18 protein-coding genes are annotated in these 25,596 nt (G+C 67.9%); 5 read left to right on the forward strand and 13 right to left on the reverse strand.

Annotated elements, in window-relative coordinates; all coding sequences use genetic code 11:
- Window positions 1-46 precede the first annotated feature (46 nt).
- A complete protein-coding gene (locus tag ALI144C_RS23090) occupies window positions 47-1,117 on the forward strand; it encodes an LLM class flavin-dependent oxidoreductase (protein ID WP_076989232.1) in 1,071 nt (356 codons plus the stop codon).
- Here the strand turns inward: ALI144C_RS23090 and ALI144C_RS23095 are convergent.
- On the reverse strand, window positions 1,114-1,410 hold the full coding sequence (locus tag ALI144C_RS23095) for an ArsR/SmtB family transcription factor (RefSeq protein ID WP_076989579.1): 297 nt from the start codon (window positions 1,408-1,410) through the stop codon (window positions 1,114-1,116). The genes ALI144C_RS23090 and ALI144C_RS23095 overlap by 4 nt on opposite strands.
- Window positions 1,411-1,465: 55 nt before the next feature.
- On the opposite strand from ALI144C_RS23095, the gene ALI144C_RS23100 reads away from it, so the two are divergent.
- Window positions 1,466-2,833, forward strand: coding sequence for an MFS transporter (locus tag ALI144C_RS23100; RefSeq protein ID WP_076989233.1), 1,368 nt, complete (start codon window positions 1,466-1,468; stop codon window positions 2,831-2,833).
- A gap of 39 nt (window positions 2,834-2,872) precedes the next feature.
- On the opposite strand, the gene ALI144C_RS23105 is transcribed toward ALI144C_RS23100, so the two are convergent.
- Window positions 2,873-6,088, reverse strand: a complete 3,216-nt coding sequence (locus tag ALI144C_RS23105) for a S8 family peptidase (protein ID WP_076989234.1) — start codon at window positions 6,086-6,088, stop codon at window positions 2,873-2,875.
- Between the two features lie 179 nt (window positions 6,089-6,267).
- A complete protein-coding gene (locus tag ALI144C_RS23110; RefSeq protein WP_083753305.1) occupies window positions 6,268-7,080 on the reverse strand; it encodes a helix-turn-helix domain-containing protein in 813 nt (270 codons plus the stop codon).
- Between the two features lie 122 nt (window positions 7,081-7,202).
- On the opposite strand from ALI144C_RS23110, the gene ALI144C_RS23115 reads away from it, so the two are divergent.
- Window positions 7,203-8,054: a helix-turn-helix domain-containing protein gene (locus ALI144C_RS23115; protein ID WP_076989580.1), complete on the forward strand. Its 852-nt coding sequence runs from the start codon at window positions 7,203-7,205 to the stop codon at window positions 8,052-8,054.
- A gap of 15 nt (window positions 8,055-8,069) precedes the next feature.
- Here ALI144C_RS23115 and ALI144C_RS23120 read toward each other — a convergent pair whose 3' ends face one another.
- Together ALI144C_RS23120 and ALI144C_RS23125 are read right to left on the reverse strand one after the other, a co-directional pair.
- Window positions 8,070-8,525, reverse strand: coding sequence for a GNAT family N-acetyltransferase (locus ALI144C_RS23120; RefSeq protein WP_202819035.1), 456 nt, complete (start codon window positions 8,523-8,525; stop codon window positions 8,070-8,072).
- The gene (locus tag ALI144C_RS23125) at window positions 8,522-9,220 is read right to left on the reverse strand and encodes a hypothetical protein (RefSeq protein WP_076989237.1); all 699 of its coding nucleotides are present in this window, start codon (window positions 9,218-9,220) and stop codon (window positions 8,522-8,524) included. Before ALI144C_RS23125 ends, ALI144C_RS23120 begins: the two co-directional genes overlap by 4 nt.
- Window positions 9,221-9,312: 92 nt before the next feature.
- Here ALI144C_RS23125 and ALI144C_RS23130 point away from each other — a divergent pair, with 92 nt between their 5' ends.
- Window positions 9,313-10,911 (forward strand): SLC13 family permease, encoded by a 1,599-nt coding sequence (locus ALI144C_RS23130; RefSeq protein WP_076989238.1) that lies wholly within the window; start codon window positions 9,313-9,315, stop codon window positions 10,909-10,911.
- Between the two features lie 71 nt (window positions 10,912-10,982).
- Here ALI144C_RS23130 and ALI144C_RS23135 read toward each other — a convergent pair whose 3' ends face one another.
- The 6 genes from ALI144C_RS23135 to ALI144C_RS23160 form a co-directional block, all read right to left on the reverse strand.
- On the reverse strand, window positions 10,983-12,038 hold the full coding sequence (locus ALI144C_RS23135; protein WP_143230808.1) for an HNH endonuclease family protein: 1,056 nt from the start codon (window positions 12,036-12,038) through the stop codon (window positions 10,983-10,985).
- A 4-nt stretch (window positions 12,039-12,042) separates the two neighbouring features.
- Window positions 12,043-12,804, reverse strand: coding sequence for a DUF262 domain-containing protein (locus ALI144C_RS23140; protein ID WP_076989240.1), 762 nt, complete (start codon window positions 12,802-12,804; stop codon window positions 12,043-12,045).
- A gap of 166 nt (window positions 12,805-12,970) precedes the next feature.
- A complete protein-coding gene (locus ALI144C_RS23145; RefSeq protein WP_143230809.1) occupies window positions 12,971-13,933 on the reverse strand; it encodes a hypothetical protein in 963 nt (320 codons plus the stop codon).
- 29 nt (window positions 13,934-13,962) lie between these two features.
- Window positions 13,963-16,329, reverse strand: coding sequence for an OmpL47-type beta-barrel domain-containing protein (locus ALI144C_RS23150; RefSeq protein ID WP_143230810.1), 2,367 nt, complete (start codon window positions 16,327-16,329; stop codon window positions 13,963-13,965).
- A 75-nt stretch (window positions 16,330-16,404) separates the two neighbouring features.
- Window positions 16,405-20,379 carry a ThuA domain-containing protein gene (locus ALI144C_RS23155; protein ID WP_076989243.1) on the reverse strand — a complete coding sequence of 1,325 codons (3,975 nt, stop codon included), beginning with the start codon at window positions 20,377-20,379 and terminating at the stop codon, window positions 16,405-16,407.
- A gap of 33 nt (window positions 20,380-20,412) precedes the next feature.
- Complete coding sequence (locus ALI144C_RS23160) at window positions 20,413-21,486, reverse strand: multicopper oxidase domain-containing protein (protein WP_083753307.1); 1,074 nt, start codon at window positions 21,484-21,486, stop codon at window positions 20,413-20,415.
- A gap of 609 nt (window positions 21,487-22,095) precedes the next feature.
- On the opposite strand from ALI144C_RS23160, the gene ALI144C_RS23165 reads away from it, so the two are divergent.
- Window positions 22,096-23,328 (forward strand): MFS transporter, encoded by a 1,233-nt coding sequence (locus ALI144C_RS23165; RefSeq protein ID WP_237774274.1) that lies wholly within the window; start codon window positions 22,096-22,098, stop codon window positions 23,326-23,328.
- Here ALI144C_RS23165 and ALI144C_RS23170 read toward each other — a convergent pair.
- Both ALI144C_RS23170 and ALI144C_RS23175 read right to left on the reverse strand, forming a co-directional pair.
- Window positions 23,268-24,635, reverse strand: a complete 1,368-nt coding sequence (locus ALI144C_RS23170; RefSeq protein WP_076989244.1) for an FAD-dependent monooxygenase — start codon at window positions 24,633-24,635, stop codon at window positions 23,268-23,270. The two genes, ALI144C_RS23165 and ALI144C_RS23170, sit on opposite strands and share 61 nt — an antisense overlap.
- On the reverse strand, window positions 24,632-25,591 hold the full coding sequence (locus ALI144C_RS23175; protein ID WP_076989245.1) for an MBL fold metallo-hydrolase: 960 nt from the start codon (window positions 25,589-25,591) through the stop codon (window positions 24,632-24,634). The genes ALI144C_RS23170 and ALI144C_RS23175 overlap by 4 nt, the downstream gene beginning before the upstream one ends.
- Window positions 25,592-25,596 lie beyond the last annotated feature (5 nt).

Below are 25,596 nucleotides of genomic sequence, written 5' to 3' on the forward strand. Positions count from 1 at the left end.
TGCGCTCTATCAAGGAGAGCGTCACACGCTGGAACGGGGACGTGCCATGGGTTTTCAGCTCGGTCTTTTCTCGGCGAACACCGAATCCGGCTTGGCGATCACCACCGCCCCCGAGCGGTGGTCGGGGACCTGGGCCGACAACCTCCGTCTCGCCCGGCTGGCCGACGAGGTGGGCATCGACTTCCTGCTGCCGGTCGCCCGCTGGACCGACTGGGGCCGGGACAGCGAGTTCCAGCGCAACGTCCTCGACCCGCTGGTCTGGGCGACCGGCATGCTCGCCCACAGCACCCGGATCCGCGTGTACACCACGGTGCACACCGCGTTCCACCACCCCGTCGTCGCGGCCAAACAGCTGGCCACGGCCGACCACGTCAGCTCAGGCCGGATCGGTCTGAACATCGTCGCGGGCTGGCACGCCCCGGAGTACGAGATGTTCGGGCTCACCCTGCCCGACGACCACGACACCCGGTACGCGCTGGCACAGGAGTGGTGGGACGTGGTCAGCCGGATCTGGTCGAGCGCCGAACCTTTCGACCACAGTGGACAGTTCTTCCGGCTCGGCCGGGTGGTCGGCATGCCGAAGCCGTACCACGGAAACCGCGTGCCGATCATCAACGCCGGATCGTCGCAGCAGGGCCGCTCGTTCGCCGCCCGCAACGCCGATCATGCCTTCACCGTGGTGGCCGGGCCCGATGACGGCGCCGACGTGGTGGCCGGTATCCGCGCCGAGGCACGGTCGTACGGCCGGGACGTGGGCGTGCTGACCATCGGGCACGTGGTGTGCAGACCGACCCGTGCCGAGGCTGAGGACTACCTGCGCTACTACGCCGACGAACGCGCCGACTGGTCGGCGGTGGACGAAGTCATGCGGCTGCAAGGACTGCACGCGCAGTCGTTCACCCGGGAAATGCTGGCGACCTTCCGTCACCGCTTCGCCGCCGGGCACGGCTCGTGCCCGCTCGTCGGCGATCCGGACGATGTGGCCGGTGCGATCGCCGCGTTCGCCCAAGCGGGCTTCGACGGGATCGGGCTGTCGTTCCTCAACTACGCCGACGAACTCGGCTACTTCGCGCAGGAGGTCATGCCCCGGCTGTCCGCGCTGGGCGTGCGGGACTAGGGAAAGATCGCGTTCAACAGGCCGGGGAACGCGGCGTCCATTTCCTCGGTGCGCAACACGTTGAACGCGTTGCCGCCTTCGCGGTGCGTGGCGATGACGCCCGCCTCCCGGAGGATCTTGAAGTGGTGGCTGAGCGTGCTCTTGGCCACCGTCGTGTCGAACCGGCCGCACGCGATCGCTCCGTCCGCCTCGCGCAACTGGCGGACGAGGTGCAGGCGTACCGGGTCCGCCAGTGCGTGCAGGACGGCGGTGACCTCCAGGGTGGCCGGGGGAGACGGGTACGTCGTGGTCATGGCGTCCAGCATATCCGGTGTTCGATAATCGTCGAACAGATCGTAGGGTAGTTCTATGGATATCGAACACCGTCGGGGTGTCGTGGCGTTGGCCCTGATCGCCGCGTTCATGGTCTTCGTGGACGGCACGATCGTGAATCTGCTGCTCGACCAGCTCACCGTCCACCTGCACGCCTCCCGCGCCGAACTGGAGTGGGCACTGGACGCCTACACGCTGTCCTTCGCCGCCGTCCTGCTCGGCGCGGGCGCTGTCACCGACACCCTCGGTGCGAAACGGGCCTTCATCGCGGGCCTGGTGGTGTTCACGGTGTCGTCGGCGGTCTGTGCGTTCGCCGGTTCCATGCTCGTGCTCAACATCGCCCGGCTCGTCCAAGGCGCCGGTGCCGCCCTGCTGCTGCCCAGCGCGCTCGTCCTCGCCACCGCGTCAGCTCCCGACGACCGCGCCCGGCACCGTCTCGTCGGCTGGTGGGCCGCGGCCGGTGGCGTGGGCATGGCCGCCGGGCCCCTGCTGGGCGGCGTGCTGGTCACGTTCGCCGACTGGCGAGCGGTGTTCGCCGTCAACGTCATCCTCGGCGTGCCCGCCGTGGTCTGGAGCATCCGCTCGATGCCGGTGGTGCGACGCGGCGGCAGGCGACTCGACACCGGCGGCATGATCGCCGCCACCGTGTTGATCGGCGGACTCGTGTTCGCCCTCATCGAAGCCCCCACGCACGGGTGGTTCAGCCGTGAGGTGACCACAGCCGTCGTCCTCGCCCTGGCCGGGATCGTCGCGTTCGTCTGGATCGAACGGACCACCCGGACACCCCTGCTGCCCGTCGGCACTTACGCCAACCGCGGATTCGCCGGAGTCGCGGTCCAAGGAGCGCTGTTCAACTTCGCGTTCTACGGACTGCTGTTCGCCCTGAGCCTGATGCTCCAGCAAGGCCGCGGACTCGGCGCACTCGCCAGCGGCCTGCTGTTCCTCCCGCTGACCGGCCTCATCTCGCTGGCCAACGTCTGTGCCGCCCCGCTCGCACACCGCTTCGGCCGTCCCGCTGTGCTCGGCATCGGCCAGGTGCTCCTGGTCGTGTCCCTGCTCGCGGTGGCGTGGGCCAGCACCGCGGACGCGCTCTGGCCACTGGTCGTCGCGCTCATCCCTGTCGGCTTCAGCTCCGGGCTGCTCGTGCCCACCATGACCTCGCAGACCATCGCCGCCGTCGAACCGGCACTGCACGGCGCGGCGTCGGCCGTGTTCAACACGTCCCGCCAAGTCGGGGCCGCCGTCGGCGTGGCCACGTTCGGCCCGTTGCTCGGCGCTACGCACGACTTGCGGGGCGGGTTCGTCACGTGCCTGTTGGTTGCGGCTGCTGCCATCGTGGTCACCTTGCTGCTCACCGCGCTCACCCAACGGTCCACGCCGGTGAGGGTGCCCGCGGTCGCTTAGGACGGCGGAGTCTTTCCGTAGTATCTGGTCAATGGCACGTCAACAGGACCGCGTCCCGGCTGAGCACCCTCGCTTCAGCGGGTAGGCGTCGATGATCGTCTGCTCCACTGTGTTGCCCTCGGCGTCAGACGCACTGGCTCGCAACGACACCGACGGCGCGCCGAGCGGGTGGTACAGCAGCAGGTACTCGCCGTACAGCGCGGCTTTCTCCCACGTGACACCGCGGTCGTAGGAGACCTCGGCCGACGTCAGCGTCGGCTTGGACCGCGAGCCGGCCTGGGGCTGCACGTGAACCGGGACGGCGAACAGGCCGCCGCTGTGGGCGTGCTCGGAGTCGTCGAGCTTCGGGGTGAACCGGATCGCCGAGACAGGCAGTGCGGTCACCCCGGGACTGTGGTCGGACTGGAAGGTCCACGCCGCCGAGACGTAACTGGCCTTGGCGTAGCCCGTTCTCGTCGCCTCCGCCGTCAGCCGGTACCTCGCCGAGCCCTGTGGCACGGCCAGCCGGACATACCCGGCTTCCGTGCTCTCGCTGAGCAGTTCGCCGTCGCGGTAGAGCTTTGTGGACGCCTTGTCGGCCGTGGCGAAACCGGCGTTGCCCGCACCGTCACCGAACAACGGGAGGTACGCGACGAGCGTTTCGCCACGCTGCTGCACCCACGGATCCCCGTGGTTGTCCGAGAAGGACGGTCCGAACACGCCACGGTAGTACGACTCCGTGTATGTTTTGCCCGGCTCGTAGTTCTTCGGGGGACCGTTGAGCCCGCCCTGGTAGCCGTTGGTGCCCAGCACGTTCATCCGCCGTGCCCAGTCGGCGTTCTCGCCGCCGTAGTACTCGGTCCGGACGCCCGGTGTGAACGGTGTGATCGAGCCGAGGCCCCAGTCCCCTCGGCCGCGCGGCGAGGACGTGGCGCCGATCTCCGCCGATTGGCCGGGCAGCAGCGGTCCGACGTCCACCTTCACGGTCGCCAGGTCGCCGTGGTGGATCTCCTTGGTGATCCCGGACGGCGCCCGGCCCTTGGCGTACCACGCCAGCCCGTAGAACTCGTCCCCGACTGTCCAGTTCGTACTGAGCTGGCCGACCACCTCCTCGGAGTCCGGCCCGAGGGTGGCCAGCCCGACGTGGTCGGCGTTGCCGCCGAAGGACAGATTGGACACCAGGTACCGGTCGGTCGCCGACGTGCGCTCGAACCCGACCTGGAGCATCGCCAGCCGGGCGGGCTCGGCGGGGAGCCTGATCGAGATCGGCTGGGTGGCCCGCGCGTCGAGGTCGATCGTGGCGGGACCGGTGATCGTCAGGTTCGGGTAGTTGATCACGTCGTGCGTGTGCGGGTCGCTGCCGAGCACGGAACTGGTCAGCAGGTACCGGCCCTTGCGCAGCCGCTGGGTGAGCCTGCCGTCCAGAGTGGCGTCGGGGAAGACGCGCTCACCGGTGTCCACATTGATCAGGTAGGCCGACGTGAAGTCCGCGGGCTCGCCGTTGCGGCCGATCGCGTTGAGCACCAGGTCGTAGCTCTCCACCTCGAGATCGACCTCGATGGCGGTCCGCACCCGCTGTCCGCCGCCCGTGGCCACGATCGCGCCACCGAACTGTCCGCCGTCGGCCGCGGTGCTGATCGCGGCCGTGGTGACGGCCGTGGCCTTTCCCTTTGCGGGAACGACAAGCCGCGCGGGCTCGACCGTGAACAGGTTGGCCGGGCCGTTGGTTTCCGCCCGCAGGTCGAGCGTGACCGGTGTGGGGCCGTCGTTGGAGTACGTGATCTCCTTGCGCACGTCGGGTTGAGTGGCGTGCGGCCACCGGTGAGCACCGAAGCTCGCGCTGCTCGGTTCGGCGCTCACCGCTTGCTTCATCGCCGCCGCTGAATCCACCCGCCCCGCGCCCTGCTGGAACGGCGTGAGCCCGGGCGTCGGCGTGCTCGACGCGATCAGCAACGCCTTGAGTCGCGCGCCGGAAAGCTCCGGGTGCTGCTGGGCGAGCAACGCCGCTGCTCCGGCGACGTGGGGCGTGGCCTGCGACGTGCCGGACAGGGCCGTGTAGCCGTCGACGACCGGCTCGCCGATTCGTCCGTCGGAGTGCAGGGCGGCCACGATGCCCACGCCAGGTCCGGTGATGTCGGGTTTGATCACGCCGCCGCCCTCACGCGGGCCGCGGCTGGAGAAGTCGGCGATCCGGTTGTTCCGGTCGACCGCGCCCACCGCGAGCGCCGCGTCAGCGCTGGCCGGGGAGTCGATCGTGCCGTCGGCCGGGCCGTAGTTGCCCGCGGCGACCACGAACAGCGTGCCGAACTGGGCCGAGAGCCGGTTGACGGCGGCCTCGACCGGATCGACACCGGGGTCGTCGAACCCGCCGAGACTCATGTTGATCACGTCCGCGCCCTGCTCGGCCGCCCACTGCATGCCTGCGATGATCCCGGAGTCCGACCCGTTCCCGTTGTCCGCGAGGACTTTCACGTCCAGGATCCGGGCGTCCGGTGCGACACCGCGGAACTGGCCACCCGACTGGGCGCCGGTGCCCGCCACGATCGACGCCACATGGGTACCGTGCCCGTAGCGGTCGACGTTGTCGCGCGAGGCGGAGAAGTTCTTCTCGCCGATCTCACGGGACGCGAGATCCGGGTGGGTCTGGTCGACCCCGGTGTCCAGAACCGCGACCGTGACCCCCTTGCCGGTGAGGCCGGCCTGCCACGCGGCGGGCGCCCCGATCTGCGGCACACTCCGGTCGAGCGACACGGACCGCTTGGCGTCCAGCCAGACCTTCTTGATCCCCCCGGACACGGCGGTGGTCCAGACATCGGTCCCCGTCGCCGCGAGCGCGACCGCCCCGATGCTCGGCAGCTCGGCGGTGACGTGCGCGGTCAACGGTTTCCGCCCGGCCGCGTACTGCACGATCACCGGCACACCGGTCCTGCCGTAGCCGCTGTCGCGCAGTCGCGTGACGTCGAAAAGCCGCTCGTCGAGTACTCCCTTCGCCAGCAAGGGCATTGCGTCGGCCGGCACAACGAAGCTGTGCCCCTTCGCCTGGTACATCGAGAAACCCTGCCGCTCCCGGCCGGGTGCGGGCCGCAGATACCGCGGAGTTCCCCGTGCGCCGAGGAAAACCTGATCACCGGTGAGCAACGTGACGGCGTCCGGCTCGGTCGGCCCGGCACCGGGCGCCGCCTGAGCCGTGACCGGCGCGAGAAGCGAAGCTGCACAAAGAAAAGCGACGGCTCCAGCCGCCTGGCCTCGATGTCGACCGCGCACGAGTGCCTCCATGTGATCACCGTGTCGCGGACAGTAATCCGCCGTCCGGCACGTCCACAAGAGCCGGACGGAGCACTCCGCGGCGTGTCCGGAGCACCCGGACGCCATCACCAGTTGCCACTATTCACGCCTTCACTGTCCACACTGGAGCTGGCAGCCGATGCCCTGGCACGGGTGGGATGACGGGGTGATCAGCGGCCGAAGCGCGGTGTCTTGAACACGAGCAGGGTTTCCTCCGGGCTCAGCGCGAGCCTGGTGAGGTGGTCGAGCGACTGCCGGATCGCGGCGGTCTGGGCGAAGTCCTGGGTGTCCTGTAGCCCCAGCATGGTCTCGGTGAAGGCCGCGTCGGGTTCGAAGAGATCGTCGAACGACAGCAGCACCACCGAGCCGTTGAGGCCCTCGTGCAGGTAGTTGCGCTGCGGGACGATCTGGATCGTGACGTGCGGCATCTCCGCGCGGCTGATCAGCATGTCGCGCTGGGTGCGGTCGATGCCCTGCCGCAGGACGGGTTCGTGGATCAGGGCGTGGACGTGCAGGAACGGTTCGGTGTCCAGCCTGTCCTGCTGGCGCATGCGCAGATCGGTGAACTTCTTGACGGTCTGCTTGCTGCCGGACATGGTCGCGCGGGCATAGTCCTCGGTCTGCAGCAGCGTCGGGAGGTGCCCGAGCTGGAACTCGTACTTCAACGCGGCCTCGTCCTCCATCCGGACGTACCGGGCGTCGTCGAGTTGGAAGTCCCGCCACCACGGCCGCCGCCGCGCCAGCTCCCACAGCGCCACGTAGGGGCCGTAGTCGCAACTCGGGACTCCGTAGGCGTCCAGCAGCGTGATCAGTTCGTGGTAGGTGGGCAGCTGGCGGCGTTCCATCCGGCTCAGCTTCTTGTACTCGATGTGGACGCGTTGGCCCGCTTCCTCCTGCGTGAGCCTTGCCTGTTCACGCAGGAACCTGAGTGCCCGCAGCAGCTGTTTGCCGTAGTAGTTCAGGTCCTGGTTCATGCCTGCCATGTGCCTTGTCTTTCGCCTGTCGGTGTCCCGGCAGGCGGGAATCTAGTCCATGTACGTACATCGACGACATCACCTGATGGTGTACTTCAGGTACGTACATGACGTCGGGCAGACTGTTCACCATGACGGACACCGACGACCTCAGCCCCGGCTCTCTGGTGCGGCGCTGGCGACTGGGCAGGCAACTGCGGAGCCTGCGCGAAGACGCGGGCAAGACGATGTCGCAGGCCGCCGCGTACATCGGTGTGAAGCGCCCGACCATCAGCCGGATCGAGACGGGCAGGCAGGCCATCCTGCCGAAGAACGTGAAGTTCCTCTGCCAGTTCTACGACGTCGGCGCGCCCGAGGTGGACACGCTGCTCCGCCAGGCCGAGGAGTCGAACGAACGCGGCTGGTGGCTGTCCTATGCGGACGCGATACCGGACTGGTTCGAGATGTACGTCGGTTTCGAGGCGGACGCGAAACAGATCTCGGCGTACAGCGCCGAACGACTCCCCGGCCTGTTGCAGACCCCGGATTACGTGCGGGCCGTGAACGAGGGAACGCCGCTGGGGAAGTTGCGGGACACGCAGGTGGAGAAGCTGATCGCGTTCCGGCAAGCCCGGCAGGCGCGGCTGGTCGAGAAGCGCACCCCGTACCGCGTCGTGCTCAACGAGGCCGTTGTGCGACGCTCGATCGGCGACATGCGAGCGCAAGTCAGGCACCTGATCGAGATGTCCGAGCGCGACCACGTCACCCTGCAGGTGCTTACCTTCGACTCCGGTCCCCATCCCGCGATGGCGGGGGGATTTGACCTGGTCACGCTGCCCGATGAGCCGTCGCCGAACTTCGTGTACGTCGAGCAGGAGAACGGCGCGGTCTACCTGGAGCGCCCCGCGGACACGGCCCGCTACACGGCCATCGCGGAGGCGCTCGCAACGCAAGCCCTCACACCAGGGAAAACCCGGGATTTCCTTGCCGCGTGCGCCCAGTAGCGCCGGGGCAAGCGCTCATCGCACGTCGATCGTGAAGATCTGCCGGGATCCACCTTCCGGGCCGGAATCGGTCATCGGGCCCGCCGTGTAGCCGAGTCGTTCGTAGAACGCGCGGGACTCGGCGCCAGGGTGGTCCGGTCCGAACGTCACCACCTCGATCGTCGACGGCGCCTGGACGAACCGGCGCATGGCCTCGTCCACCAGAGCACGGCCGATGCCCGTTCCGCGTGCCTGCTCGGACACCACCATCCAGTCGATGTGGTACTTCGGCCCCGCCGGGTCGAACAGCAGCCCACCCGACACACCGTCGCCGGCCACCAACGCTGTTCCGCGGTCGATGTGCGTCCGCACGGCCCGGTGGAACCCCGGTTCGTCCACCATCGGCCCGAACCAGTGCTCCACCTCGGCGGCCAACGCCATGATCCCGGCGAAATCCGCGTCGCCCGCGACCCGGACCGCCGCTCTGGTCACCGGGGCATCGTCTCGACCAACCTGATCAACTGCCATGTCGCTTCCGTTCCCCCGACCATGTGCTGTGCCTGTCGCGCCACCACCGCCAACGGCAGATGGTCCGGATCATCCACCACCGCTTGGAAGTACCGGGCGCCCGGGTGCGTCAGCAACGCGTGCCGCGCGAACTCCGCGGCCAACGACGACGCGCGCTCGGCGTCCACCTCGTCCACCAGGTTGATCATCAGCTGCGGGTCGATCCGGTCCGCCGTCTCCAGCAGGTGCGTCAACTGCCAGACCGACTCCCGCCCACCCGTGTACCGCCGGACCACGGTCTGCGCCTCCGCGGCGACCGTCCGCACCGTGACGTTCTTCAGCTCACCGCGGCTCAGGCCCTCACGCACGAGATCCCGTTGCCAGCAGACCGACACCGCGAGCACTGTCACCCAGAGGATCTCCTCGGCGAGCCTGCTGCCCGCCACCCGGACCTTGGCGTGCGCGGCGGCGGCGTCCGCCAGCGCGGTCATGCTGGCCTCACCGGCGAACAGGGCTTTCGCCGTGCCCAGGTAGACACGTGCCATGTCTTGCTGGTCCGGGGTCAGCTCGCCCGCGCACACCTGGACGACGTGCTCGGCGAACGCCAGGGACAGCACCTTGCCGCGCATCGGGTCCACCGACCGCAGTTGCTGCTCCAGCACATTCGAAACCGTGATCACAGGTATAGATTCTGTCATCGACCGAGTGGTCCTGTCGGTCCGTGGACTGTGTCACGATTCGTGTTCCGGCTCCACGCGGATGGGAGGCGATCATGGACGATCGGACCCGCAATCGCACCGATGTGGACAGCGCGCTGCTGGGCCACAGCACCTATCGCAGCCTCGGCGAGCAGAAGCTCTCCCCGGCCGAGGAACGGTTCGAGAAAGCACGGCGCACCGTCGGGTTATGGCTCGCCCCACTGGTGACCGTCGTGTTCCTGGCGTTACCCCTTGACCTGGCAGGCAACCAGCAGACGCTCGCGGGCATCCTGCTCGGCGTGATCGTGCTGTGGATCACCGAGGCCGTGCCGATCCCGGTCGGCGGCCTGATCGGCGTCGCGCTGATCGTGCTCCTCGGGGTCGTGCCCGCGGACGACGCGCTCGAACCGTTCGGGTCGTCGACGATCTTCACGTTCATCGGGGCGTTCATCCTCGCCCAGGCCATGCTGAAGCACGGGATCGCGCGGCGGTTCGCGTTCCGCATCCTGGCGTTGCCCCGTGTCGGCTCGTCGACGTTCGGCGTGATCATCGCGTTCGGCGGGATCACGTGCCTGCTCTCGGCGTTCGTGTCCAACACCGCGACGGTGGCGATGCTGTTGCCCACAGCGGTCGGCATCCTGGCCGTGATCGCGAAGCTGTTGCAGGACAGGAACATGGTCGCCGAGGACTTCGACCCGTTGCGGCTGCGTGTCGGCGCCGCGCTGATGCTGATGCTCGCGTACGGCGCCAGCGTCGGCGGCCTGCTGACCCCGGTGGGCAGCCCGCCGAACCTGATCGGCCGCGGCCTGATCGAGAAGGCGACGGGGGAGCGGATCTCGTTCGCCCAGTGGTTCCTGGTCGCGCTGCCGATCTGCCTGCTGATGTTCGTCGTGCTCGTGGTGATCCTGCTGTTGCTCAACCGCCCGGAGATCCGCCGCATCGAGGGCGTGAGCGACTACATCGCCCAGCAGCGCGCCGAGATGGGCCCGTTGTCACGCGCGGAGAAGAACACCTTGATCGCGTTCGGTGTGACGGTGACGCTCTGGATCGCGCCGGGGATCGTCGCAGTGGGCTTCGGCAACGACTCCGCGGTGTACGACGCCGTCAGCGGCCGTCTCAACGAAGGCGTCGTGGCAGTGCTGGGCGCGGCGCTGCTGTACCTGCTGCCCACCGACTGGTCCAACCGCGAGTTCACGCTGCGCTGGCGGGACGCGGCCGCGATCGACTGGGGCACGATCGTGCTGTTCGGCACCGGCATCATCTTCGGCTCGCTGCTGGCGAGCACCGGGCTGGCCAAGACGCTGGGGCAGTCCGCGTCGCAGTCGCTGGGGCTGAGCAGCACGGTGACGATCACGATCTTCGCCGTGCTGCTGGCGGTGGTGGTCTCGGAGACGACGAGCAACACCGCGTCGGCGTCGGTCGTGGTGCCCATCGTCATCCCGATCGCCGTGGCGGCGGGGGCGAATCCGTTCGTGCCCGCGCTGGCCGCCACGTTCGCCGCGTCGTTCGGCTTCATGCTGCCGGTGTCCACGCCCCAGAACGCTGTGGTCTACGGCTCCGGCGCCGTCTCGATCACCCGGATGATCCGGTCCGGTATCTCGTTCGACGTGGTCGGCGCGATCCTCATCCTCGTCGGCCTGCCCGTGATGGTGGCCGTGCTCGGCCTCGGCTAGGGGAGCGGGCAAAACCTGTCAAGGATGGGCGCTCCGACCTCGGCCGGAGCGCCTCCAGATCTCGACCTCGCTCACGGCCGTTGCCAGATGGCCGTCACTCGTTTCGCCAGCTGTTGAGTACGACTCAGGATGTCCTCGTCAGTCCATGCGTTCGGATGAGCGTCGATCAGGCGCTTGTTGAGCAGCAGCACACTGTGGTCGAACAAGGATCCGCGCTTGCCCGGGATCTGCTTGCCGTCGACCTCGACTGACAGCCATGGATGGTTCGAGACGTAGGGATTCATCTTCCCGGCCAGCAGCGTCAGATTGCCGAGTGTCTGGACGAGTTCGGCACGCCGGTGTCCGGCAGCGGGGTCGCCGGCAATGTCAGCGCCCCAATGGGCCCTCCATTTCTGCGGCATGATGTGCTCAATGGTCAGAACGCCACGCCTGCAGTGTGCTTCCTCCGTCTTGGGCGAGCGCAGGTCGTCTTCGAGCGCTTCGAGCAACATGCGGGCCCGCCTTCGCGGCACCAGGGCCGTGTACAACCGCATGCCCGTCAGGCTCTCCACGACTTGGTCGTCCCCGGGCCACCGCCTGGTCTCGCTTGTTTGCGCGGCGAGGAAACGCCTCGCCACCTGCCCGGCCATCGCCGGTTCGACGGCGTGCAACTGGTGCAGCAACTCCACCATGGTGCTGTTGGTGTCGGCCAGCGTCACCCGGCTCAGCGTTCGTCGCACCACCCAGCTTTCCACAGCCTGCAACGCCTCATCTCGGGCTGCTGCCGCAACCCCCGATGCCGGGCGCATCAGCCACAGCAGCACAGGCATGGTGGCCGCGATGTCCAGGACCTCGATGACCCGGTAGTAGAACGTGCCAGGCACCGAAAAGGGTGGCTGCTGAGCGAGTTGCCGGTAGCACGCGCTGTCGCGGCTGAGTTCGTCGAGCACAGGCCGGACGTCCGGACTGCCTGCGAGCACGTGATCACGGAAGTCGGTGAAGATGCGGTCCGAAGGCACGACGTGGGCACGCCGCATGGTCAACCAGTAGTTCAGGAAGACGTCGATCCGCGGCCGGTTGAGTCGTCCCTGTCGCTGTTCTTCACGCCAGTAGGGGGCGTCCAAGGCCGCCCAATGCCGCTGATTCAATGCCTCAGCGTCCAGCCCCTTGCCGTTCGGCGGCCTGGAATACCGCGTTCTTGATGAGATCGGCGGCCAGCAGCGGACTGCCCCGGTCGTTGAGCGCCTCGAAGATGGCCTGGGCGTTGTCGCCGGGCTCCAGGTCGATGACCACCAGCTTGAGGTGCTGCGCGAGCGTCATCGTCAGTGCCTGGAGCCGTTGCTCCGGGGTGGTCTGCCCGTTCGAGTCGAGCGCCCACGCCGTGATCCGGTCGCGCAGAAACGCGATCGCCTGGCTGACGAGGTGCTCACCCCCGTCGTTTTCGCGATCGGAGTCCATGGCCGACTGGAAGGCGCCTCGATCCGCCGAGATCGGCCACACCTTGAGAAGCTCGTCGTCGCTGTCGACCACGTGCTCGGGATTGCGCACCAACGTGGCGAGCAAGGCGGTGTCCCGTGAGCGCCCGTGGTGTTCGGTGACCTGCCGGGTGGCATTGAGCAGGAGCTGAAGAGTGATCAGCCGTTGCTGTCCGTCGATGACGTGACGTACCGCGATGTACCCGGATGGGCTTTGTTGTTGGTCAAGCACGACAGCCCCGAGGAAATGCGGCGGCACAGCCTGACTGCCGGAACCCCCCGCGGCGTCGAGCAGCTCTTCCGCCACGGCCCGGACGTCTGCCCAGAGCGGTTCCCACTGTTTCTCGATCTTCCACACATACGGACGCTGAAAGACCGGGATGACATACCGCACCTGCGGCTCGAACAGTTTCTGGGGAGTCAGCGTACTAGCCTGCATCCACACCCTCGTTCATCTCGACCAGTCAGCAATGGGGCAGCGCCCCGGCAACTCTAGATCGAGTGGTGACGTTCGGTGTTACTCGCGGGCCGAAATCATTCCAGAAGGTGACAAGCCCGGGGCCCGACGTCGTTGTCGGGTCCCCGGGCGCTTTCATGCGGACCCGTCAGAGACGGGCCTTGCCCTTCGCGGCGGCGGCGCTGGTGGCCGCTGCCGTCCGGTCAGCTGCCTTCTGTTCCGCTGCGCTCTGGCGCTCGGCGGAGGCCAGGGCGCGGGCGGCTGCCGGGGAGGTCGACTCACCGACGACGCCACCGCGGATCCGGTTGTTCGCGGCGAGCTGGGCGACCGGGTTGTTGGCCGACAGTTCCAGCTTGCCGTTGATGATGGTGTCGTCCACCGACGACTTGCCGGTGGTGTTGTTGATGTTGACGTCGCGTGCGAAGTAGCCGCCGCTGGCACACGAGTCCAGGCCGCCGTTCGGGCCGAGCTGCACGCCGCCGCGGTTGCCCGCGAAGGTGGCCTTGCCCTGCACGGCACCACCGCAGACAACGCTGCCCTCGCTGTTGTTCAGCACGGACACGGTGCCGTCGACGAACGCGTTCGTCAGGTCGGTGTACAGCGACCCGTTCGTGGTGACGTTGCCGAGGACCTCGCTGTCGACGACCTTGACCTCGCCCGCGCTCGAGCTGAGGGCGCCGTCGATCTTCGACTGTCCCTCGACGAACAGGAAGCTCTGCGACGCGGTCTTCGGCTGCACGGTCACCTTCGCGGTGCCCGTGTTCCTCAGGTACAGCCCGAACCCGCCGGGAGCCAGCGTGACGTCACCGTCGACCCGGGTGGCCGTCGCGTCGAAGTAGCCGTCCGAGGCCACCTCGACCGCGCCGTTGATGGTGCCGCCCTTGACGATCAGGTTGGCGCCCTCGCCGACCTTCACGTTCCCGGTGATGACCGTCCTGTCCAAGGTGCAGGACTTGCCCGGCGCCACGGCGAGGTCGGTCGGCAGCGTCACAGGGCCGCCTTCGCCCTCGCAGTAGGTGACGAAGCCGGCGTTGGCGGGCGCGGCCATCATCACGGACGCGGTGACCACGGCGCTCAGAGCCGCGAGCGCGGATGCGGTCCGTCTAGCCATCTGTTTTCTCCCTGCTGCGTTGAAAGGAACTAACTGCCGATGTCGGATCGCGAGGCCGCGCGCACGATGGTGCCTGCGTCCCGGCGGGACAGCACGCCGCGGGCCACCAGCTCGCTGGTGACGGTGTCGACATGCCTGACGAACACCCCGTGGCTTTCCCAGTTGCGGTACTGGTCCACGAGATCGCTGACGGTGCAGCCATTGCCGGTGTCCGGGTTCGCGACACCGGTGTCGTCGCGTTCGATGATCACAGTCGCCCTGGTGTCGGAGTTCGGGCACTTGTCCGAGCCGGACTCGACCACGGTGAACGACACGGACTTCTCCGCCGCGGCGTTGCCCGCCTTGTCGGTGGCCCGGTACTTCACGGTGTGCGCGCCCTTGGTGGCGACCGAGATGGTGTTCAGGTACTGCGTCCAGGCGGCGTTGTCCAGCGAGTACTCGACTGACTGGATCCCGGACTCGGCGTCGGTCGCGGTGATCGTGACGGACGCGCTGCCGAGGTAGTTGCCTTGCGGGTCTTTGTCACCCGTGACGGCCGCGCTGGTCGTCGGCGGGTTGGTGTCAGGCTGCGGGACCACCACCGTGAAGTTGGCCATGCCCTCGGGGGAGACGTTGTTCGCGTTGTCGGTGGCCCGGTAGTGCAGCATGTGCGCACCGGCTGTGCTGACGACGACTGGTGTGGTGTAGGCGGTCCAGTTGCCGGAGTCGAGCTTGTACTCGGTCGACTTGACACCTGATCCGGTGTCGGTTGCCGTCAGGGTGACGGTTGCCTTGGTGATGTAGTTGCCTTGGGCGTCTTTGTCGCCTGTGACGGCGGAGGTGACTGTGGGCGGTGTGGTGTCTGGCGGAGCCACGATGGTGAAGGTGGTCGTGCCTTCGGCGGAGACGTTGTTGGCGTTGTCCGTAGCCCGGTACGTGACCGTGTGGGCGCCAGCCGTGTTGACCACAACCGGTGCGGTGTAGGCGGTCCATGCACCTGAGTCGAGCTTGTACTCGGTCGACTTGACACCCGAACCGGTGTCGATCGCGGTCAGAGTGACGGTCGCCTTGGTGATGTAGTTGCCTTGGGGGTCCTTGTCGCCTGTGACGGCGGAGGTGACTGTGGGCGGTGTGGTGTCTGGCGGAGCCACGACCGTGAAGCTCGCTGTGCCTTCCGGTGAGACGTTGTTGGCGTTGTCGGTCGCGCGGTACTTGACCGTGTGCGCACCGGCTGTGCTGACAATGACTGGCGCCGTGTAGGCGGTCCAGTTGCCCGCGTCCACCTTGTACTCGGTCGACTTGACACCCGAACCGGTGTCGGTCGCGGTCAGGGTGACGGTTGCCTTGGTGATGTAGTTGCCTTGCGGGTCCTTGTCACCCGCGACCGCCGAGGTCACCGTCGGGGGAGTGGTGTCCGGCTGCTGGACCACGACCGTGAAGTGGGCCATGCCTTCGGGCGAGACGTTGTTGGCGTTGTCGATGGCCCGGTAGTGGAGCATGTGCATGCCCTCGGTCGAGACCACGACAGGTGCGGTGTAGGCGGTCCAGTTGCCCGAGTCGAGCTTGTACTCCGTGGACTTCACGCCCGACTCGGTGTCCGTCGCGGTGACCGCGACAGTGGCCTTGGTGATGTAGTTGCCCTGCGGGTCCTTGTCACCGGTGATCGCGTGACTGACTGTCGGCGGGGTCTTGTCCGTCTGCCCTGGGACGACCTTGAACCGCGTCGAGCCGACCTCGGACTGGTTGCCCTTCTTGTCGGTCGCGCGGTACTGCACCGAGTAGTCGCCTTCGGTGGTGAAGTCGACCGGTGCGGTGTACGGCTGCCAGCTCTGGTCGTTGATCTGGTACTCGACCTTGTCCACACCGGACTGCGAGTCCGACGCGGTCACCTCGACAGTCGCCTTGCCGACGTAGTTGCCGTTGGTGTCCTTGGTTCCCTTCACCGCCGCGCTGACCGTCGGGGGAGTGGTGTCCTCACCGTCCGGCAGCACCGTCAACTCGGTGACCATGGTCTGGTGACCGGGGTACGTGCAGTGGATGCGGTACTTGCCCGGGGTGAGGGTGACCTCCGCCTCCCACTTGCCCTGCTGCTCGTCCTCCGGGTTGGCGGTGATGTTGAGCCTGACGTCGGTGTTGTACCCGGGTGTGTCCCGGTCGAACGTCAGGGTGTGGGTCATGTCGATGCTCTGGGTGGCCTTGCTGTTCTCGAACTGGATGGTGGCCTTGCCCGCGACAGCCGTGGTCGGGAACGACGTGTACTGGTCGGTCGCCTGGCTGGCGGTCCACCTCAGCACCTGCTGCGCCTGCGCCTGAACGGGGGCGGAGGCGGGGGTCGGAACTGCGGATGCCGGTATGGCCATGGCGATGGACGTCACCATCAGCGCGCCTGCCACCCCGGCGATCAAGCGTCGAAACATGCTGCACCTTCCGGTGAGTGCGGGGACCGGCCGGTGCGCCGCGCAAGCAGGACGCACCGGCCGGTCCATGCGGTTCTAGAGCGACCGCACTCGGATGTTGCGGAAATCGATCACGTCGGAGTTGCCGTGGTTCTGCAGACCGAGGAAGCCACTGGCGAACTGCCGCATGTCGGTCGGCGGGTCGCCCTCGCGCGACGACTGCTTGCCCGGCGTGTTGTCGAACTCGTTGATCACCTTGCCGTTGCGGATGATCGTGTAGTGTTGTCCGACGACCCGGATCTCGTAGTCGTTCCAGACGCCCTTCGGCGTGGCACCGGCGTTGTCCAGGGTGTTCGGGTCGAAGTTGTAGATCGACCCGGTCTTCTGGGGCTCACCGGTCGTGCCGTCGTAGATCTGGACTTCGTGTCCGCAGTAGATCGCGACCCACGCCTGCGAGGTGCGGGCGCTGCCGACCGTGCCACAGCTGCCCGGGGGACGCTGCTCCAGCGGAGTGCGCGGATCCGGGAACCTGGTGAACATGCCGCTGTTGGCGCGGGTGTCACCCGGCGAGGAATCCCGGAACTGCATCTTCACCGAGAAGTCGCCGAACTGCTTGCCCGCGTACCACAGCATGCCCAGCCCGCCGGAGGAACGCAGTGAGCCGTCCGGCTGGATCGAGAACGACCCGCCCGGTGCCTGCACCCAGTCCTTCAGCGACGCCTCGGTGCCGTTGTAGATCGACTGGTAGCCGGTGTTGGCCGCCGTGCCGATGTCCGATCCGGCCGCGGCGCGCACCAACGCGCCGTTCTCGCGGCTGTTGATCACACCGTCCTTCTGCAGCTGCCCGGCCAGGGCCTCGACGTGCCGGACGAACGCGCCGTGGTCGGTCCACGGGCTCTCGTCGTCGACCATGTCGTTGATCGTGCAGCCGCCGCCGACCGGCTTGTTGGCCACACCGGAGTCCGTGCCGCCCATGAACACCGTGCCGCGGCTGTCGGGCACCGCGCACCCGACGTTCACGGTCACCGGCAGGACCTGGGTCTCGCCGTTGGCGTACGTCACCGTCAGCTTCGCGTTGTACGTACCGATGCGGGCGTAGGTGTGGATCGGGTTGGCCTCGGTCGACTGCGTGCCGTCGCCGAAGTCCCACCGGTAGGACACGCCACCGGACTTCGAACCGGAGAACCCGTAGGTCAGCGGCTTGTTCTGCACGGCGGTCGACGTGGCCGTCGGCCGCGGCGTCGGTGCGCCGCCCGTGTAGCTGATCTTGATCAGCTTCTGGTTCTGGTGCAGCGTGAAGAACCCGCCGCCGTAGTCGAGCAGGTAGAGCGCGCCGTCCGTGCCGAACTTCGCGTCCATCCAGCTCTGCAGCTGCGTGCTGCCGTTGCCGCCGGGGATGATCGCCCGCAGGGACTCGGCGAACGCCGGGGGCTGGCCGGTCGGGACACCGGCGGGGTCCGCCGTCACCGCGATGCGGTTCTGTGCGTTGCCCTGGTCACCGATGAACCACTTGTTGTTCCAGTACTCCGGCCACGCCACACCGCTGTTGGCGTTGATCAGCTCGCGGTGGTAGGTCGGGCCGGTCATGACGGCCTGGTTGCCACCCTTGAGGTACGGCTGGGTGTAGGTGGCGTCCGTGTCCTTGTACGTCGGCAGGCCGCTGCCGTCCGGCCGGGCCGGGAAGACCGGGCCGCCGCCGTCCGGCGTGTACCAGATCATGTTGTTCTTCACCGGCGGCAGGTCGACCAGACCCGTGTTGCGCGGCGAGTTGTTCTTCGGCGCGTTGCAGTCGTACCACCCGGTCAACACATTGGCGTCGGTGTTGCTGCGGTCGCGGTACGGCTGCTTGTTGCCCATGCAGTACGGCCAGCCGTGGTTGCCCGCCTCGGTGATGATCGTGGCGGTCTCGTACTTGGCCGGGCCGAGTTCGGGGTTCGGCTTCGTGGCGTCCGGGCCGACCCACGCGGCGGTCAGCCACTGCGTGACCGGGTCGATCTGCAGGCGCGAGATGTTGCGCACGCCCATCACGTAGATCTCCGCGCGGGTCTTGTCCGTTCCCGGCGGGAACAGGTTGCCCTGCGGGATGGTGTACGTGCCGTCCGCCTCCGGGTGGATGCGGATGATCTTGCCGTTCAGGTCGTTGGTGTTGCCCGCGGTCCTGCGTGCGTCCTGGAAGGACAGTCCTTCGAAGTCCTTGGTCCAGTTGTTGCCGGAGTACCCGCCCGACCCCTCCGAGGAGTTGCTGTCACCGGAGCCCACGTACAGGTTGCCCTTGGCGTCGAACGCCATGCCGCCACCGGCGTGGCAGCAGCTGTGCTCCTGCGTCAACCATTGCAGCAGGTCCTTGCGCGTGCTCTGGTCGATCGTCTGGGCGGTGCGGTCGTAGGTGAACCGCGAGATCGTCCGCTTGCCGGTGTGCTTGACGCGGTCGACCGTGTCGTGCGGCATCCAGTAGACGTAGATCCAGCCGTTCTCGGTGAACTTCGGGTCCGGCACGATGCCGAGCAGGCCCTCTTCGTTCTTCTGCAGCTCACCGCCGCCACCGCGGTTGCCCATCACCGGCAGGGTCGTGAGCAGCTTGACCTGCTTGGTGTCCGGCTTGTACTGGTGGATGGTGCCGCAACCGAGGCCGACGTTCGGGTCTTCCCAGTCGGAGATCTCGCCGGACGGGCACGCCGCCTTGCCGACGTAGAAGATCGTGCCGTCGGGGGCGGTGGTGATGCCGTGCGGTTCACCGATCTGGTCGAGCTGGCCCGGCTTGTTGGCCGCGGTCAGCCGCTCGATCTTGTAGTTCGAGGCGATGGTGGCCTGGCAGTCACCGCGCACCACACCGGTCGTCCACTGCAGCGCGCCGGTCAGGTGGCTGCGGAACGCGGGCTCGCTGTAGCTGCCCTCGGTGTGGCCCATCCCGGTGTAGAACGACCGGCCGCCTTCGTAGTCACGGCACCAGGACACCGGGTGGAACGGGCCGTTGGCGCCCGGACCCGGGTCGTAGTGCCGCTCCTCGACCTGCGCGACCGTGTGCACGGTGCCGACGGGGTTCGGCGACCAGTTGTACCACCGGTCGGAGCGGGTGAGGTTGAGCGGCAGGCCCTTGGTGGCCGGGTGCTGCCGGTCGAGGATGTTCACCACCGCCTGGTTGACCCCGGGCGGCGGCGGGGGAGTCGGGTCCCCGGCGAACAGGCTCAGGTCGGCCAGCTGGATGATCGGGTCACCGTTGTTGGCGGTGATGGTGAGCCGGTAGTTCGTGTACGACACCGGCGAGGCGATCGGGTACAGCTTGGTCTGGAAGATGTCGGTGAACACCTGGTTGGACTGCTGGTCCACCTTCGTCCACGTGGTGCCGTCGTTGGAGCCCTCGAGGGTCCAGTCCTTCGGCGCGCGGCCGACGTAGTCGTTGGCCGAGGTGAGCGAGTACCGGTTGACCGCCGAGGCCGACTTCATCTGGTAGGCCAGCCACCCGGTCGGGTTGAACGTCAACCACTTGGTGCCCGGGTTGTTGTCGGCCGCCTTCGCCGCGGTCTCGTTCGGCGCGTTCTCCGCGCTCGCGGTGACGGTGCCGACCGATTCCGGTGTGGAGAAGGTGTTGACCGGACGCGTGCCGATCAGACCGGTGAACCACGCCGAGTCGGGCTGCGCCTTGGCCGCGTCGCCGACGCCGAGGAACCCGTTGCCCGCCTTGATGTATGCCTGCAGCACGGCTTCCTGGTCGCGGGTCAGCGCGGCCTTCTCCGCGGACAGGAACACCACGCCGCGGTAGGCGGCGAGGTTCTGCGCGGTGAACGCGTTCGGGTCCGAGGTCGTGTCGACCGAGAAGCCGTTGGCCGCGCCGATTTCCTTGACAGTGGTGGCCGCTTTGGCCACCGGGTCCTGCTGGTCGGCCAGCGGACCGTGGAACACCAGGACCTTGACGCCGGTGTCGGCGACAGCAGCCGCGGGTGCCTGCTGCTGCGGTGCCGCGGCGGCGGATGTCAGCGTTCCGCCCACCATGGCCGCCGCGGCGGTCAGCACCAATAAGGCTTGTCTCCCTGTTCTCCTGCGAAATCGGCCAGTCATAAGCCGTCGCCCCATCCCTAACTCCTTTGTCGTAGGCAGGCCAGGAGGTCAGTTGTGATGCGCGTGCCCCTGCGTCGCCGGTTCTCCTGGCGGCGGTGCCGTGTCGGCTGCCGCGGGCTTGTGCTCGTGGCCGTGGAAGCGGTCGATCGCTTCCTGCGCACCGGGGGGCATGCTGCCGTCCGCGTTGCGGACGAGGAAGATCCCGGACATCCCGCTGTCCGAGTGGCTCTGCACGTGGCAGTGGTACATCCACGCGCCCGGGCCGACACCCTGGCCCGCGATGACCTGGAAGCCGAACGACGTGCCCGGGTTGAGGTCCTTGATGTCGATCACGCGGCTGGGGTCGGACGGCCCCTCGAGCATGCCCGTGCGGTTGTCGGCCCAGCGGTGCGCGTGCAGGTGGAACGTGTGGTACAGGTTGCCGTGGCCGATCGCCAGCCACTCGACGCGCTGGCCGAGGTTGGCCTCGAACATCGGGGTGTCCGGCGCCTTCTTGTGGTTGATCCTGGTGTCGTCCATGACGACCACGAAGGTCTTCTCCGGCAGGATGTCGCCGCGGCGGCGCACGATCAGCCCGCCGTACATGCCGCGCAACAGGCCCGCGGTGCCGTGGTCGCCGTACGCGTGGTCGTGGTAGTGCCAGTAGCCCGCGCTGCCCGGCATGAACCGCCTGCCTTCGGCGGCGGACATCTCGTTGCTCCGCCAGGTGTACACCCGGGTCTGGCCGGGGGCGTTGAAGGAGTCGTTGAGCGGGCTGCCGTCGGACTCGGTGCTGTAGTCCACGCCGTGCGGGTGGATCGACAGCCGCTGGTCGGTCTTGTTGACCAGGGTGATCTCCAGCGTGTCGCCCTCGTAGATCTGCAGCAGGGGACCGGGGATCGACGGCTTGCCCTCTTCGAGGCCGTAGCCGATGAAGTAGTTGGTGGTCTGACCCGGCAGGTACTCCGCGTACATGGTGATCTTCTTGACCACACCGGTCTGTGCCTGTGCGGCCGATCCGCCCGGTGCGGCCGCGCCCAGCGTCATGGCGGCCGGTACGGCCAGGCCGACGGTGCTTGTGGCGAGCACAGAGCGACGGGTGACAAGTTTCTGCAACCAGCCGGTCTGGGCGTGCTTGTCCATCCTTCTCCATTCGGGTCAACGGCGAATCGGTCCGAACGGTCCTCGAAGCGTCTTCGACACCGCTACGAGGGCATGGCGGCACACCGCGACTCCAGCGTGGCGGCTCGCACATCCCCAGCAATCACGCAAGTGGCGCCCATGCCGCGCTTGCATGGACGGCTGCTGATGTTGTTGTCTTGCCTCAGTCCGACGGGGCCAGGTTCTTTCGGTTCGATCCCGTGCAACTTATGCATTCCGCAGACAAAAGTTAAGGACCAAACGGCCTAACGGACGAGACAGTCTTCTGTCATTTTCGCAAGACAGCCGTCTTGCGAGCGGGATTGGTTCATGACACGGCCAATCTGCCGGCTTCGACAGCCATGACTACGTCCACAGTGAGTATGAAAGTGACGAAAATAGGATGATCCACGACCGGCCGGGAAGTGCGGTCCTGGAAGCTGCTGTCTTTGGCACAGAGGGCTTTCGTCGACTGGGGGCGATGGACCGCTGACCGGGAGGTCCACCCTGGATCGGTGGATCATGCACCGCGCCGGGGCGGCCCGCCATGGCCTGGCGTGTTTCTTGATCAATTCGTGGTGTGCCGCTCGCCCGGATGGTTGGATCACCGGGGTGGGGCGAGACTTCGGGTGGCTGTGGCGGGCGTACACGGCCAGCACACTGGGGACGTATCTGGCGCTGGACGCCTTCCCGCTGATCGCCATCCTCGCGTTGCACGTCAGTGCCGCGCAGGTGTCGCTGATCGCGGCGGCCAGCCTGGCGATCGGCGCGCTGCTCGCCGTGCCGCTGGGTCCGTGGATGGAGTCCCGGCGCAAACGGCCGCTGATGATCAGCGCCGACGTGCTGCGGTTCGCCGTGCTGGCCACGGTTCCAGCCGCGTACGCGCTGCACGCGCTGACCTACTACCACCTGCTCGCGGTGGCGATCGTGGTCGCGCTCGCCGACATCGTCTTCGTCGGCGCCAGCGGGGCACACCTGAAAGGCCTGGTGCCCCCAGAACACCTGCTGACCGCCAACGGCCGGTTCGAGAACGTCCTGTGGATCTCCGCGGCAGTCGGGCCGCCACTGGGCGGCGGGCTCGTCGGCGCACTCGGCCCGGCGGCCACCACCTTGCTCAACGGCGTCAGTTTCCTGTTGTCCGCACTGGGAATCCGCATGATCAAGGCGCCGGAACCGCCGCCTCCGGCCGTGCGCGAACACAAGGGGCGGGTCACCGAGGGCTGGCGGGCCATCTTCCGCGACACCTGGCTGCGGCTGATGCTGGCCAACGGGGTACTGGCGAACTCGCTGATCATGGCCACCGGGCCCCTGCTGCTGTACCGGATGGTGCACGAACTGGGGTTCACTCCGCTGGCATACGGCCTGGCGCTGGGGATCTCCTGTCTCGGCGGCCTGCTCGGCGCGCGCCTGTCACAGCCGCTGACCCGCCGGTTCGGCCAGCGCGCGATCCTGCTCGGCTTCGGCGTCGCGCGGACGGTGTGGCTGATGGGCCTGGGGTTCATCGGGACGGGTGCGGCCGGGCTGGTGATGGTGATCGCGGTGCAGTTCAGCATGATCACGTGCATCGCGGTGTTCAACCCGGTGTTCGCCACCTGCCGCCTGCGACGCGCCCCGGACGACAAGGTCGCCAGGATCCTCACGGCGTGGACGATCACCAGTCGTACGGGGATCGCCGTGCTGACGGCCGGTTGGGGTGTGCTGGCCGCGTTCACCAGCGCCAGCGCGGCGATGGCGATCGCGGGCGTGCTGATGGTGCTGACGTCGGTGCTGCTGCCGTGGCGGCGTCAGAACTGGGACAGCGCGGACTCCGCGTCGGCTTCGGAAGTGACCACCGCGGCGACGTAGGCGTCCGGCCGGATCACCCAGATCTCGCCGGGCCGCACACCGAGCTTCTCCGCGATCGGGTCGCCGTGCCGGACGACCTGCAGCCCGTCACGGGCGACCGCGCGAACCTGTTCGGGAACAAGCAGACCCGCGGCGGGATGTGTCCCGTAGGTCAGGGGGGAATCGCGGTACGGGTGTGGTTGGGACAGTCGTCCCGAGTTGACCCGCGGGTGCACCGACGGGTCGTGCCTGGCCTGCTCCAATATGGACACTCGGTGCCGCCGTCGCGTCTCGTCGCGCGGCACGAGGAAGTCCATCGTCTCGCCGGTGACGCGGAGGTTCTCCGTCGCGGCGGCGTGCCGTTCGACGTGGTACGTCTCCAGCAGATCCGTCGATGCCTTGCCCTGCACGGTGAACGCGATCTTCCACGCGGCGTTCTCGGCGTCGGCCACGCCGGAGTTCAGGCCACGCGCGCCGAACGGGGCCATCAGGTGCGCGCAGTCGCCTGCCAGCAGGACCCGGCCCACCCGCAGCCGCGAGGCCACCCGTGAGTGGAACCGGTACACCGACCGCCAGATCACCGAGTAGTCCGCGTCGCCGATGATCGCTTTGATCCGGCCGTCCAGGTCGTCGTCCTCGACCGCGTAGTCGCCCACCACCTGCCAGTCGATGCGGAACGCCGAGCCGGGGCACGGGTGGATCAGCACCTGGCGGCCGGGGTTCCACGGCGGGTCGAAGTAGAACCGCCGCTCGTGCGCCCAGCCGGGCAAGTCGGCGTGGATGTCGCAGATCAGGAACTGGTCGTCGAAGGAGCGCCCGTCGAACGTCACGCCCAACGCCGTGCGCAGGTCCTCGGCACGAGCCCCCGCGCACAACACCATGTGGGATCCGCGTAACACTTGGCCGTCCGCGCACGTCGCGGTCACGCCGTCCGCGTCCTGCTCCAGACCTGTCACGTGGTGACCCCAGCGCACGTCGATCAGCGGCTGCCGGGCGATCCACGAGTCGAGGATCTCCTCGGTGCGGGCCTGGGAGAGGTTCACGAACGGCGGCAGCACGCCGTCGGACGGCAGGTCGACCGCGAACAGCTCGGTGTCCTGGTAGAACGTCCGCGCGGTGCGCCAGGTCAGGCCCTCGGCGGCGATCTGGGCGCCCGCGCCGACCGAGTGCCAGATGTCCAGCACGTCCCGCTGCTGGCAGATCGACTTGGAGCCGACGGGATCACGGGCCGGACGCCCGTCGAGCAGCACACTCGGCACACCCCAGCGGGCCAGCAGCAGCGCCGTGGTCTGGCCGACCGGTCCGTTGCCGACGACCAGGACAGTCACGCCAGTTGGTCCCAGACTTCGCGGTCGCGCTCGGCGGTCCAGATCACCGGACGTTCGATCCCGGCCAGTTCGTCCCACGCCCGGGAGACGTCGAACGGCAGGCAGTGCTCGAAGATCGGCCACTTGCCGTACTGCGGCGACAGTGCGGCGTGCGTGCGCTCGAACGCCTCCTTGAGCGTGCCGCCCGCCTCGAACACCGCCGAGACCTCGCGGCGCATGACGTCGAGGAAGTTGCGGGTCTGGTCGATGGCCGCGTGCACCGCGTCCCGGCCGTGGGTGACCGCGCCGCGGCCGCCGATCAGCACCTCCGCGTCGAACGTCCGCACGGTGTCCAACGTGGTGGTCGCCCAGTCGGTGTGGAACGCGTCGCCGGTGTACAGCGCCGCCTGCGCCTCGACCAGGTCGCCGGCGAAGAGGACCTTCTTGCGCGGCAGCCATGCGACGATGTCGCCCTCGGTGTGCCCGCGGCCGCAGTACTGCAGCACGAGGTCGCCGCGCTCGCCGCCGAGGTCGATGGTCAGCCGGTCGGTGAACGTCAGCGTCGGCCACGTCAGGCCGGGCACCGACTCCGGCGACTTGGCCAGTCGCGGCATCCTCGCGAACTCGCTGGCCCAGTCCTGCTTGCCGCGTTCGGCGATCAGCGCCTTGGTGTTCTCGTGCGCCACGATCACGTCGGCGTCGAACGCGGAGGCGCCGAGCGTCCGGACGGCGTGGTAGTGCGAGAGCACCAGGTAGCGAACGGGTTTGCCGGTGTGTTCCCTGAGTCTGTCGAGCCACTCCCGCGCCGCGACCGGCGTGGCCAGCGCCTCGAAGCAGACGAGGAAGTCCTCGCCTTCGATCGCGCCCACGTTCGGGTCGCCTTCCGCGGTCAGCGCGTAGACGCCGTCGCCGAGAATCTCCAACGTCTGTTCCTTGTCGGCGAGGTCGGCCGACGAGGCGAAGCTCTTCTGGCTCACCTGCC

The organism is Actinosynnema sp. ALI-1.44 (assembly GCF_001984155.1).
Taxonomy (GTDB): domain Bacteria; phylum Actinomycetota; class Actinomycetes; order Mycobacteriales; family Pseudonocardiaceae; genus Kibdelosporangium.

What these genes read in the sequence shown, in the direction of transcription:
- ALI144C_RS23095 (WP_076989579.1), bottom strand. Translation starts at nt 1,410, where the DNA reads ATGACCACGACGTACCCGTCTCCCCCGGCCACCCTGGAGGTCACCGCC.
- ALI144C_RS23130 (WP_076989238.1), top strand. Translation starts at nt 9,313, where the DNA reads ATGGACGATCGGACCCGCAATCGCACCGATGTGGACAGCGCGCTGCTG.
- ALI144C_RS23160 (WP_083753307.1), bottom strand. Translation starts at nt 21,486, where the DNA reads ATGGACAAGCACGCCCAGACCGGCTGGTTGCAGAAACTTGTCACCCGT.
- ALI144C_RS23090 (WP_076989232.1), top strand. Translation starts at nt 47, where the DNA reads ATGGGTTTTCAGCTCGGTCTTTTCTCGGCGAACACCGAATCCGGCTTG.
- ALI144C_RS23150 (WP_143230810.1), bottom strand. Translation starts at nt 16,329, where the DNA reads ATGTTTCGACGCTTGATCGCCGGGGTGGCAGGCGCGCTGATGGTGACG.
- ALI144C_RS23105 (WP_076989234.1), bottom strand. Translation starts at nt 6,088, where the DNA reads ATGGAGGCACTCGTGCGCGGTCGACATCGAGGCCAGGCGGCTGGAGCC.
- ALI144C_RS23145 (WP_143230809.1), bottom strand. Translation starts at nt 13,933, where the DNA reads ATGGCTAGACGGACCGCATCCGCGCTCGCGGCTCTGAGCGCCGTGGTC.
- ALI144C_RS23115 (WP_076989580.1), top strand. Translation starts at nt 7,203, where the DNA reads ATGACGGACACCGACGACCTCAGCCCCGGCTCTCTGGTGCGGCGCTGG.
- ALI144C_RS23100 (WP_076989233.1), top strand. Translation starts at nt 1,466, where the DNA reads ATGGATATCGAACACCGTCGGGGTGTCGTGGCGTTGGCCCTGATCGCC.
- ALI144C_RS23140 (WP_076989240.1), bottom strand. Translation starts at nt 12,804, where the DNA reads ATGCAGGCTAGTACGCTGACTCCCCAGAAACTGTTCGAGCCGCAGGTG.
- ALI144C_RS23110 (WP_083753305.1), bottom strand. Translation starts at nt 7,080, where the DNA reads ATGGCAGGCATGAACCAGGACCTGAACTACTACGGCAAACAGCTGCTG.
- ALI144C_RS23155 (WP_076989243.1), bottom strand. Translation starts at nt 20,379, where the DNA reads ATGGGGCGACGGCTTATGACTGGCCGATTTCGCAGGAGAACAGGGAGA.